Annotated in this window: 7 protein-coding genes; 2 read left to right on the top strand and 5 right to left on the bottom strand. The window is 65.3% G+C overall.

What is annotated here, in order from left to right; genetic code table 11:
- Positions 1 to 67 precede the first annotated feature (67 nt).
- Positions 68 to 289, bottom strand: a complete 222-nt coding sequence (locus tag FDY95_RS21245; protein WP_138080766.1) for a hypothetical protein — start codon at positions 287 to 289, stop codon at positions 68 to 70.
- A 68-nt stretch (positions 290 to 357) separates the two neighbouring features.
- Positions 358 to 5,490 carry a carbohydrate-binding protein gene (locus FDY95_RS21240; protein ID WP_138080764.1) on the bottom strand — a complete coding sequence of 1,711 codons (5,133 nt, stop codon included), beginning with the start codon at positions 5,488 to 5,490 and terminating at the stop codon, positions 358 to 360.
- A gap of 612 nt (positions 5,491 to 6,102) precedes the next feature.
- Between FDY95_RS21240 and FDY95_RS21235 the strand changes: the two genes are divergently transcribed.
- Both FDY95_RS21235 and FDY95_RS21230 read left to right on the top strand, forming a co-directional pair.
- On the top strand, positions 6,103 to 7,419 hold the full coding sequence (locus FDY95_RS21235; RefSeq protein WP_138080762.1) for a cation:proton antiporter: 1,317 nt from the start codon (positions 6,103 to 6,105) through the stop codon (positions 7,417 to 7,419).
- A gap of 64 nt (positions 7,420 to 7,483) precedes the next feature.
- On the top strand, positions 7,484 to 8,920 hold the full coding sequence (locus tag FDY95_RS21230; protein ID WP_138080760.1) for a M48 family metalloprotease: 1,437 nt from the start codon (positions 7,484 to 7,486) through the stop codon (positions 8,918 to 8,920).
- 82 nt (positions 8,921 to 9,002) lie between these two features.
- On the opposite strand, the gene FDY95_RS21225 is transcribed toward FDY95_RS21230, so the two are convergent.
- From FDY95_RS21225 to ychF, 3 genes are all read right to left on the bottom strand, one after another.
- Positions 9,003 to 10,202, bottom strand: coding sequence for a hypothetical protein (locus FDY95_RS21225; RefSeq protein ID WP_138080758.1), 1,200 nt, complete (start codon positions 10,200 to 10,202; stop codon positions 9,003 to 9,005).
- 362 nt (positions 10,203 to 10,564) lie between these two features.
- Positions 10,565 to 10,774, bottom strand: coding sequence for a zinc ribbon domain-containing protein YjdM (locus tag FDY95_RS21220; RefSeq protein ID WP_138080756.1), 210 nt, complete (start codon positions 10,772 to 10,774; stop codon positions 10,565 to 10,567).
- Positions 10,775 to 10,859: 85 nt separating this feature from the next.
- On the bottom strand, positions 10,860 to 11,960 hold the full coding sequence (gene ychF, locus FDY95_RS21215; protein WP_138080754.1) for a redox-regulated ATPase YchF: 1,101 nt from the start codon (positions 11,958 to 11,960) through the stop codon (positions 10,860 to 10,862).
- Positions 11,961 to 12,000: the final 40 nt, after the last annotated feature.

The raw sequence follows: 12,000 nt of genomic DNA, 5'->3' as shown, positions 1-12,000 counted from the left end.
CAAAGGTCAGCAAAAGCCGGCGCCCCGCACAAAAAAAGCCCCGGCGCGGGCCGGGGCTTTTTCGCAGTTACCACCAGATGATGCAATGGTGGTGATAGTAAGGAAAAACTACGTGGCTTTCGTCTGCACCCTGCCCAATGCGGTACAGGGCTTTGCGCGTCAGAGTGCGGTGGCGGTTTTCTTCCTCGCGGTGCACCCAGCCCACATCGTCCCCTCGTTGCCAGTAGTTCTTGAAGTTTGGGCATTTGTGCCGGGCTTTCCAGGCCCAGCGTTTTTTGGGTCGCTTCATGCGGAGTGTAGGTTGGTACCTACTTCTCCGCCGTGGTGGTTATGTATCTGACCATAAACCCAAGGTACTTATTTCACCAGCACCACGCGCCGGGTTTCCACTTGGCCGCCGCTCAGCAGGCGGCAGGTATACACCCCGGCACGCAGCGGGCCGCCGTCCAGCGTCACCTCGTAAGCGCGGCCGGCTTCGGCCGGGGCGTCGTACAGCGTGGTCACCAGCTGGCCCAGGGCGTTGTAGATGTGCAGCTGCGCGGCACCCGAGGCGACGGGGCGGAAGCGCAGCGTGGTGAGGCCGGCAAACGGGTTCGGGAAGGCCTCAAATTCGCTGCCCACAGCTGCTGCCACTGCTGCCACTACTGCCGGCTGGCTGCCCGTCGTGCCGCGGGCGGCCGTGGCGCAGCCGCCGAGCTGGTCGCCGTGCTGGGCGAGGTGCGTGGCCACGGCATTGGCCGAAATGCAAAGCAGGTTGCCGTGGTGGCACACCAATACCTTATCGTTCCTGTTGCCGCAGCGCGCGTCGATGACGTCGATGGTGACCGAGGCCGTGCCCACGCAGCCGAACTCGTTGGTGGCCGTGACGGTGAAAGTGTAGCTGCCGGCCGTCGTCGGGGTGAAGATGGGGCTGGCGGCCGTGACGCTGCTCAGCCCGGCGGCCGGTGTCCAGGCGTAGCTGGTGGCCCCGGCGGCAGAGGTGCCGTTGGTAGCAGCCAGCGTCAGGCGCTGCGCGCCGTAGCCCAGGGCCAGGGTATTGGCGGGCAGGCCGGTGAAGGTGTTGTCGGTGCGGCTCAGGGCAATGGCCGGGGCCGGCACCGCGCCGATAACCGTCACCGTGGCCGGGGCAGAGGCCGCGTTGCCGTGGCGGTCGGTAACCGTCAGCGTCACCACGTTCGGACCCAGGTTCGAGCAGTCGAAGCGGCTGCGGTTCAGCGCTAGCGCCTGAATACCGCAGGCGTCGGCCGAGCCGTTGTCCACGTCGGCGGCGGTGATGCTAGCCGCGCCGCCGGCCAGCGTCACCGAGATGTTGCGGGTGGCTACGGTCGGGGCAACGTGGTCTTCCACCAGCACCACCGCGTCGGCCGTGGCTACGTTGCCGTTCACGTCCGTCACGGTCAGCGTCACCGGGTTCGGCCCCACGTGACTGCAGTCGAAGGTCGTCTGGCTTAGCGCCAGGGCCTGAAGGCCGCAGGCGTCAGCAGAACCGTTGTCGATATCAGCCGCCGTGATGCTGGCCTGGCCGTTGGCGTCGAGCTGTACGGTGAGGTTGCGGGTGCGCACGGTGGGCGCGGTCTGGTCCTGCACCAGCACCTGCTGGGTGGCCGTGGCCGTGCTGCCATCGGCGAAGGCAAAGCTCCACGTGATGCCGTAGCTGCCCTGGGCGGCGTAGCTGGTCGGGTCGGCGGTGGTGGCCGCCACGGTGCCGCCGCAGAGGTCGGCGGTAGTCGGAGCCGAGGCTGTCACGCTGCACTCCCCGCGCAGGGCCGGCAGCACGATGGCCGGGCGGGCGTCGGTCAGCACGCTCGCGGCCGGCGCGAAGGCCGAGGCTAGGTCCTGGCCGGTGGTGCGCACGCGGTAGTAGTAGCGGGTGGCGTAGCTGCGGCAGCTGTCCACGAAGCGGCTGGCGTCGGTGCCCACGGTGGTCAGGGCGGCGTAGCTCACGCCGTCGAGGCTGCGCTGCACTTCGTAGCCGGTTTCGTCAGTGGCGTTGTCGGTCCAGCTCAGCGTCACGCGGTTGCCGCTGGTCGTGGCCGTCAGGGCCGTGGGGGCGGGCAGCGCGGCGTTGCGCAGGCTCTGGATGTAGGCCACGTTAGCCGCGCCGAAGCCGTAGCCCCAGTTGAGGGCGGTGCTCTTCGACAGCGCGCCCTTGGCCCCGGCGTAATCGGTGAGCTGCTGCTCGGGGTTGAGCGGGTAGTGGAAAGTGCCGCCGCCCGCGTCGGTGCCGTCGGGCGAGGTCAGCTTGGGCGCCACCACCGAATTGAACAGGGCCGAGGGCACCCCGTTGGAGCCGCCGCCCTTGGTGGCAAAGGCGTGGATGGCCCCGCTCACCCCGGCGGCCGTGCCGGTCTTGAGCAGCACCATGTCGTACTGCGTGATGTTGAAGGAGTTGCCCGTGGCCAGGTTGGTCAGGTAGCCGGTGTTTTCCAGCAGCATATCCAGCGTGAAATCCGACGCGTCCGTGTCCTGCTGGTAGCCCGCAATGCCGGAGCTGAGGCGGCGCAGCACGATGGTGGTGCCTTGGCGCAGGTCCTGCCAGAAAGCCACGTTGTTCAGACGGTACTTGCCGCCGTTGTCGGCCGTGTTGTTCGTTTCGAAGTCCTTCACCACCAGGTTGCGGGCGTCGTAGTGGTCCTGGGTTACGAGCAGCTCCACCGCGTCGGAGGTGCCCACGCCGTCGTTCGAGCCGTTGTAGACGCGGTTCACCACGATGCCCGGGGGCGTGAAGGCCGCGTTGCGCAAACTCTGGATGTAGGCAATGTTAGCGGCGCCGTAGCCGTTGCCCCAGTTGCGGTTGGCGTCGGTCGAGGGCTGGGCCTTCACCCCGTCGTAGTCGGCCCCGGTCTGCGTGGCGCTGAGCGGGTACTGAAACGCGCCGGTGTTGGTAATCGAGGCCGACACCAGCTTGGGCGAGGTCACGGCGTTGAACAAGGCCGTGTTCGAGCTGCCCGTGGCAAAGGCGTGCACCGCCCCCGCCGTGCCGGCCGCCGCGCCGGTCTTGAGCAGCACCATGTCGGTGTTGGTCAGGTTGAAGCTGTTGCCGGGCGCCAGGTTCGTGAGGTAGGTGCCGTTTTCCAGCAGCAGATCCAGCTTGTAGTCGGCCGCATCCAGGTCCTCGGCGTAGCCCGTAATGCCCGCAGCCAGCCGCCGCAGCACGATGGTCGTGCCGATGCGCACGTCCTTCCACAGGGCCTGATCCTTGAATTGGTACTTGCCGCCCGCATCCGAGGTCAGGTTGGTTTCGAAGTCCTTCACAATGAGCCCGCGCAAATCCTGGTGGTCCTTGGTCACCAGCAGCTCCACCGCGTCCGACATCCCGTCGGGCGTGGAGCTGGCGTTGTAGATCCGGTTCACCACGATGCCGGCCGGGGCCTGCTCCTCGAAGCTGAGCTTGGAGAAGTTAAACGAGCTGGTCACCAGGTCAAACTTCAGCGTGGCCGCCGGGTTGGCCTCCAGGTACACGTTGCTGATGACCAGGTCCTGGTACACCCCGAAGCCGCCCGTCACCGGCACGGTGATGACGCCGGTTTTGTCGACGCCGTCGGCCCAGAGGCGCAGCGAGCCGCCGGCCGCCGAGGCCGCCACCCGCACCGTGAGCTTGTAGAGGCCGGTGCGCTGCACGTTCACCGTGTACTTCAGCCACTCGCCCGAGGCCGAGTAGCCGATGTTGCCGATGCCGCCGTCGCCCAGTTCCGTGTCCACCGACTCAGTGGGCCGGGGCACGTTGGGGTTCAGCGCCGCGCCGCGGTTGGCCGCGTCCGAGTCGTAGTAAGCCACGTTCTGCCCGCCGTTGTCGAATTCCACCGCCTTAATCACGCCCGGCACCACCGGCGCCGTGCCCGCGAAGGGCGTGCGCACGCAGGCGCTGGCCTGCACGTAGTCGGGCTTGCTCACCACGATGGTCGTATCGGCGTTCTGCAGGGTCATGGTCACCGATTTCGGGCCCGCCGTGGCGTAGCTCACCGCGAAGGGGCCGATACCGGTAGCCGTGGCCGGCGTCGCGTCGGCACCGAAGTTCCAGCTCAGCGCGCTGTAGGTGCCCAATACGGAGGCCGAGTACGTCACCTGCTCGGGCGCCACGCAGGTAAAGGTTTTGTCGGCCGCGAAGGCCGCCAGCGTCACCTGCTGGCCCGGCCGCAGGTAGGTCGGCGGCAGGGTATTGGCCGCGTGCTGCAGCGAATACACGATTTTGCGCGTCAGCTGGCCCTGCCCGTCGAAGAGCAGCACCAGCGTCGACTGCCCGTAGATCTTATCCGAGTAGCTGGCCCCGATACCGGCCGGTACGTTGATTTTCAGCGGCGCCGCGCCCGGCACCGCGGCCCCCGACAGCTGCACGGTGAAGTCGAAGTCGGTCGTGTTGCTTTTGTTGAGCACCAGCACCGCCGTGGTGTCGCCGTGCCGGCTGCCCAGCACCGATACCTCGGCCTGGTTGTCGGTGGCCGGCAGGAAGGTGCCGCGCAGGTTCTCGGCCACCAGCATTTCGTGGTAGTAGGCCGAGCGGGGTTTGATGCCGGCGCCCGAGCCGTCGAGGTAGCCCAAATCACCCTCGCCGCGGGCGCCGTTGCCCTCGTGAATCGACCAGGGCATCATCGTCACGGCGCCCTTCTGCATGCCCACGCCGAATACTTCGGCCCAGTACTGCCCGTTTAGGAAGCCGTGCACGCCCAGCCCGGCCACGCCGTTGTCCGTGGGGTTTTTGTAGTCGAGGTTAAACTCCGTCACGGCCCACTGCAGGGCGTGCGCGCCGGTGCGGTTGTGCAGGGCGTTGGCCGCGCTCATCAGGGTCAGCAGCCGGTCCACGTTGCCCGAAATCGTGCCCGCCGCGTTCAGCACCTGGCTGCGCGTCTGGGTGCCGCTGAAGGGGTAGGAGTGGAAGGTGACGATGTCGACGTAGTAGTTGCCGTTGGCGTCCTGCCCGGTAATGTCGTTGGCCCCGCCGATGAGTGGGTTCAGGTAGCTGGTGTCGTAAAACGAGGTTTCCGGCCCCACGATGAGGATGCCCGGGTCCACCTGCTTCATGGCCGAGGCCCAGCTTTTGATGTAGGCCTCCACGCCCGCCACGCTCACGGTGGTGTGCGAGCCGGCCAGGTTGGGCTCGTTGCCGATAATCCAGTACTTCACGCCGCGCCCCATCTGCCGGTTCACGTAGTCGACCACGGCCGCTGCCTGCTGGGCGGTGTACTTGCCGCGGCCCTGGCTCACCTGCACCATGGGCTCGGCCCCGATGCCCCGGATGGAGTCGATCAGCGCCAGGTACTCGGCCGGCGTGGGCATGTTGAACTCCACGCCGTTGCCGCCGATGCGCACCATCTGCACCTTGGACTTGCGGACCACCGGCCAGAGCTGGTCGAGCTGCCCGTTGTAGACGGCACCGCCGTAGCCCTTGGGCAGCCAGGCGTTCTGCCCGGCGATGTAAGGGGAGATGCGCTGCGCGTAGCCGGCCGCGGTGGCCAGCCAGCCCAGAGCGAAGAGCAGTAGGAGTCTCTTCATGGGTGGGAAGGGGTTAGGTTGAGTAGGAGCGGAGGCAAAACCGGCCGGCGCCGGCAGCTGCGGCAAGCGGCCGGGCAAGGCACGGCCATGCGCCCGGGCACAGGGCGCACCGGCGACACGAAAGCAGCAGAAAAGGAGAGGGGCACCCCGGCCGAAACCGACCGGTGCCGCAGCGGCCCGGCGCGGCGCCGCAGCGCCCGCCCGACCACAGGGAGCGGGTAGTCAAATATGGCCCGCCCGGCCCGGCATATGCCAGCCTGCCAGCCGGTTTATCTACGGAAACGTTTGCGGGGCCGGGCCCCACCGCCTGCGGCCGTACCCGGTACTTGCTCCGGGTATATCCCAAGGCCGGTACTCTTTTACCAGCCGGCAGTCAGCGGCCGAATGATACGGCCCAATAGCACTTTCCCGCTGCGCTGCCTTAGCCCTGAGTTCGGAGTGCCTATATGGTGCCTATATCCAAACCACCGGCTACAGGACGGTCCGCTGCCACCTGATTATTGCACGAAAGCAAGAAGGTCAGCCGGCCTGGCCTGGGGCTGAATCAATGCCGCGTGATATCCCACCATCCGGACGCTGCGTAAGCCCAAGCCACACCGCCCCCGTTGCCGCATGCCGTTCTACAATCTGCTCCTGGTGGTGCTGGGCGTGGCCATTCTGGCTGTGGCCTGGCTGCCGTCGTTGCTGCGCAAATACCCGCTCTCGTACCCCATCCTGTTCGTGGGGCTGGGCGCGGCCGTGTTTTCGCTGCCCCTCGGTCTGCCCGACCCCGACCCGGTTCGCCACTCCGCCTTTGCCACCCACCTCACCGAGCTCTGCGTCACGGTGGCCCTCACCGGCACCGGCCTGAAAATCGATCGGAAGTTTTCCCTGCACCGCTGGCGCGCCCCGCTGCGGCTGGTGCTCATCCTGATGGTCGTCACCATTGCCGGCTTCGTGGCTGCGGCGCACTACCTGGCGGGCCTCACCCTGGCCTCGGCCGTGCTGCTGGCCGGCACCCTGGCCCCCACCGACCCCGTGCTGGCCGGCGACGTGCAGGTGGGCAAGCCCGGCGAAGGCGGCGAAGACAACGTGCGCTTTGCCCTCACCGGCGAGGCCGGCCTCAACGACGGCCTCGCGTTTCCCTTCGTGCACCTGGCCGTGGCCCTGCTGCCCCTAGCCGCTTCCCTCACGGCCCGGCTCACGCAGTGGGCCCTGCAGGACGTGCTCTACCGCACCGCTATGGGCGTGCTGGCCGGCTGGCTGGCGGGCAAAGTACTGTCCTTCCTGATCTTCGATCTGCCGCACCGCATCCGCATCAACCCCGAGGCCTACGGCTTCGTGGCCCTGGCCGTCACGCTCACGGCCTACGGCGCTACCGAGCTGCTGCACGGCTACGGCTTTCTGGCCGTGTTCGTGGCCGCCGTCACGCTGCGCGCCCACGAGCGCAGCCACGAGTACCACACCGAGATGCACGAGTTTACCGATCAGCTGGAGCGCCTGCTTATCGTCGTCATCCTGATTTTGTTCGGTGGGGCGCTGGTGCGCGGGCTGCTGGCCCCGCTCACCCTCGGCGGGGCGGCGCTGGGGCTGTTTCTGCTGCTGGTGCTGCGGCCCGTCGGGGGCATCCTCACGCTGGGGCGCAGCCACCTCAGCTGGCCCGAGCGGCTGGTCATTTCCTTTTTCGGCATCCGCGGCATCGGCTCGTTTTTCTACCTGGCCTACGCCCTCAACGAGCATTTCTTCCCCGATGCCCGCCAGCTATGGGCCATTACCGGCTTCACCGTCCTCACCTCCATTATCCTGCACGGCGCCCTGGCCACCCCGGTCATGGACTGGCTCGACCGCCGCTCCGGCCGGCCCACCGCCGCCGAGCGCGAAGAGGAGCACATGCGGGAAGGGGAAGCCGCCGATCAGGCCGCCGCTGCTGAGCAAGGACGGCAGCCGTAACCTTGGCTTGGTACGTTCGTTGCAAGCGCGTTAGCTGTCCAGCCTCCTTTCCCTCCCCACGCCCATGCTCCCAACCCTTGCTTCCGCCCTTTCCGCCGCCCTGCTGGCGTTGTTGCCGGCCGCTGAAGTCGTCAAGCCCGCCGCTACTGCCGCCGCCCTGCCCGTGCAGGGCGCCGAGCCCGATCCGCAGGTCATTGCCCAGTTCGGCCTGCTCAACAACGCCAAGCTGCAGAGCTACATCGACCAGAAAGGCATGCAGATGGGCCGCATTTCCGACCGCCCCGCCGACGTGAAAGGCTTTACCGTGGTCGATTCGCCCATCATCAACGCCTTTGCCACGCCCGACGGCCACGTGTACTTTACCCGCGGCATTCTGGCCTACTTCAACAACGAAGCCCAGTTCAGCGGGGTGCTCGGCCACGAAATCGGCCACATCACCGCCCGCCACAGCCAGAAGCAGCAGACGCGCTCCGCCGTCACCACCGGCGCCATTCTGCTCGGCTCCATTCTCTCCAAGCGCGTAGCCTCCATTGCCGAGCCGCTCTCGCAGGTAGCCGGCCTGGGCCTGCTCAAGTACGGCCGCGACGCCGAAAACGAGTCGGATCAGCTGGGGGTGAAGTACTCCAGCAAAATCGGCTACGACCCGGCCTCGATGGCCGACTTCTTCCTCACCCTGCAGCGCACCGAGCAGCAGAGCGGCGCCGCCGGCGTGCCCTCGTTCCTGAGCACCCACCCCAACTCCGCCGACCGCTACCAGAACGTGAAAAAGCTGGCCGTGCAGGCCGAGCAGCAGGCCGGCAAGCAGCTGGCCGTCAACCGCGACCAGTACCTGCGCCTGCTCGAAGGCCTGGCCTACGGCGACAACCCGCGCGAAGGGTTCGTGGAAAACAGCGTGTTTTACCATCCTGACCTGAAGTTTCAGTTCCCGATTCCCTCGGGCTGGCAGAGCCAGAACTCGCCCTCGCAGTTTCAGATGGCCGAGCCCAACGGCAAAGCCATCATCGTGCTGCTGCCCGCCGGCAACAAAAGCCTCGACGAAACCGCCCAGGCCCTGGCCCAGCAGCTGAACCTGCAGAACGCTCAGGCCAGCAAGACCACCATCAACAGCTTCCCCGCCGTGGCCATCCAGGGCGACCAGGTGGGCCAGGACCAGCAAACCGGCCAGCAGGGCATCACGGCCCGCACCCTGAGCTACCTCATCCAGGACGGGCAGACCATCTACGCCCTCGTCGGCCTGACCTCGCCCGCCGCCTTCAATACCTACGCCCCGCAGTTTCAGCGCACGGCCCAGGGCTTCCAGCGCCTCACCGCTGCCGACAAGCTCAACCGCCAGCCCGAGCGCGTGCGCATCAAGACGGCCAAAGGCGGCCAGACCCTGGCCACGGCCCTGGCCGCCAACGGCGTGCCGAGCAAGCGCTACGAGGAAATGGCCATCCTCAACGGCATGAAAACCACCGACAAGCTCACGGCCGGGCAGCTGTTCAAGGTGGTGGGCAAGTAGCCCGACGGCCGGCCCACGAAAAAGCCGCGCTTCGGACCCGAGGCGCGGCTTTTTCGTGGGCTAACTGCAACTGCCCGGCTGGTTACGGATGGTCCTGGTGCACAGTGGCCCGGTTGACGGCGCCGGTTTGCTCGATGACGCTGGACTGCCCCACGCCGCCCTGGTACACCGAGGCATTGTTGGCCCCGCCGCCGGTTTGCACGATGGAGCTGAAATGCTCCGTGCCGGTCTGGTAAGTAGTGGCCGAATCGTAAAAGCCGTCTTGCCGCTGCCGGGCCGTGTTCTGGTTGCCGTCCTGCTCGATGGTGGCGGTATTGCGGCTGCCGTTTTGCTGTTGCCGGGCCCGGTTCTGGTCGCCGTCCTGTTCGATGGTGGCTTCGGACACGCCCACGTTGGTGCCCGTGGAATTGGCCTGGGTTTGCTCGGCCCGGTTACGGTTGCCGGTTTGCGTAGCCGTGGCCCGCATGTCCTCGTTGGCCTGGGTCTGCACGGAGCGGTTGGCGTCGCCGAGTTGGGTAATGGTGGCGTTGACCCGGGTGCCGCTTTGTTCTTGCCGGGCGCGGTTGTCGTCGCCAAGTTGCGTAATCAGGGCGTTTTGCTCCGTGCCGAACTGATTTTGCTCGGCCCGGTTACCGTCGCCGGTAGTGCTGATGCGTCCGTCCAGGTTGCGGCCCGACTGCTCCTGCCGGCTCACGTTGTAGTCCCCAAGCTGCTCCACGTAGGTAGTCATGCTGCGCCCACCGTACTGGTTTTGCGTCGAGCGGTTGGCGTTGCCCGTTTGCAGCGCCGTCCCCACTTGCCCGTAGCCCAGCTGCACCTGCGTCACCCGGTTGTCATTGCCGGTCTGCGTAGCCAGCAGCGCGTGGCTGCCCAGGCGGGACGTTTGCTCCTGGCTGATAGCGTTGCGGTTGCCGGTCTGCGTGGCCCGGGCTTCTGTCCCGGCTACCACTTCTGTCTGCTGTTGTCGGATGCGGTTATCGTTGCCGGTCTGGGTGGCCCAGGCCTTGGCCTCGCTGGCGCTGCCCTGCAACACGCTCACCAGGTTTCGGTTGCCGGTCTGCGTACCTTCTTGCTGGTTGTAATAGCCAACTTGCGTGACATTCTGCCCATTGCGGTTGCCGGTCTGTGCTGCCTCTGAGGCGTTGCCGGTACCGGTCTGCGTCACTGCGGCCTCGTTGGTATTGCCGGTTTGCAGCACCTGGCTGGTGTTCTGCTGCCCGTAGACGTGTGAGGCCAGAAGCAGCCCGCTCCCGGCAAAACACAACATGTATCCAATCTTCATAATACTGGTTGGGGTTATGTGAAAAATATTGACAGGGCATAGTTAGCCATTATTATATATTTTATATAAATAAAATAAAAATAAATGTTGTAATTATTATAATATATAATGGATTGTGTCGATGGGTTGGGCGGGAACTATTATGATTTAGGCCATGCTGCTATCAGAAGCAGGACAATAGGAGCCTTCCGATACCAGAGTTGGTTAAGTTGCGATTGTATGGGTTTGGTAGTTAGCCGGATAGCTCCGTCAAGTAAAACGACGGGGCGTGACTTGCCTAATGCAACGGCCTTGGCACAAATGAAAGCGCCCCAACCGAATCCGGCCGGGGCGCTTGGCGTCTGGGGGCAATAAATACCGGCTTACGCCTTCTTCAAAAATTCCGTCTTGAGTACCATCGTGGTGCCCCCGGCCCGGCCTTCGATTTCACCGGCGCTATTGGTCAGGCGAATGTTCTTCACCAGCGTGCCGCGCTTGAGCACCTGCGAGGAGCCCTTCACCTTCAGGTCCTTGATAAGCGTGACCGAGTCGCCCTCGGCGAGCAGGGTGCCGTTGCTGTCTTTTACGTCCATATCAGTCAGAAATCAGCACGAAAAGTGCGGAGCTGAATCGTCTGCAAAATCCGTGAAATCCGAAAAATCCGCAGGAATCCGTGGTCTAGACGTTGAAGCGGAAGTGCATGATGTCGCCGTCCTGCACCACGTATTCCTTGCCTTCCACGGCCATTTTGCCGGCTTCCTTGATCTTGGCTTCCGAGCGGTACTGCTCGTAGTCGGGCAGCTTAATTACCTCGGCGCGGATAAAGCCCTTCTCGAAGTCGCTGTGAATGACGCCGGCCGCCGCCGGGGCTTTGTCGCCGCGGTGCACCGTCCAGGCGCGTACTTCCTGCACGCCGGCGGTGAAGTAGGTAATCAGGTTCAGGATGTCGTAGCTGGCGCGGATGAGCTTGTCCAGGCCCGACTCGGTGAGGCCGTACTCGCCCAGGAACATTTCCTTTTCCTCGGGGTCGTCCATCTCGGCAATCTGCGACTCGATGGCGGCCGAAATCACCACAATCTGGGCGTTTTCGTTGGCTACGTGCTGGCGCAAGGCCTCCACGAAGGCGTTGCCGCCCTGCGGAATGCTGGCCTCGTCCACGTTGGCCGCGTAGATGACGGGCTTGATGGTGAGCAGCTGCAGGTCTTCCACGGCCGCCAGCTCTTCCTCGTTGGCATCGAGCGAGCGGGCGTTGTTGCCGGCCTCCAGGTGGGCCTTAAAGCGCGTCAGGGCCGTCACTTCCTTCTTGGCCGCCGCGTCGCCGCTCTTGGCCGAGCGCTCCGACTTGGCCAGCTTCTTGTCGATGCTTTCCAGGTCCTTGAGCTGCAATTCGGTGTCAATCACGTCCTTGTCGAACGCCGGATCGACGCCGCCGGCCACGTGCACGATGTTGGGGTCGTCGAAGCAGCGCACCACGTGAATGATGGCGTCCACCTCGCGTATGTTGGCCAGGAACTTGTTGCCCAGGCCTTCCCCCTTCGAGGCACCCTTCACCAAGCCGGCAATATCCACGAACTCCACGATGGTGGGCACCACGCGCTGGGGCTTCACGATTTCCTCCAGCACCTTCAGGCGCGGGTCGGGCACGGTGACCACGCCCACGTTCGGCTCGATGGTGCAGAAGGGGTAGTTGGCCGATTCGGCCTTGGCGTTCGACAACGCGTTGAACAGAGTGGACTTGCCCACGTTAGGCAGCCCGACGATACCGCAGCGAAGACCCATGCAGTGAAATGGTGATATAGTGAAATGGTGAGCTGGCCGG

It is taken from the genome of Hymenobacter jeollabukensis, assembly GCF_005771675.1.
Classification (GTDB): Bacteria; Bacteroidota; Bacteroidia; order Cytophagales; family Hymenobacteraceae; genus Solirubrum; species Solirubrum jeollabukense.
This window is presented reverse-complemented; position numbering and strand designations above follow the sequence as displayed.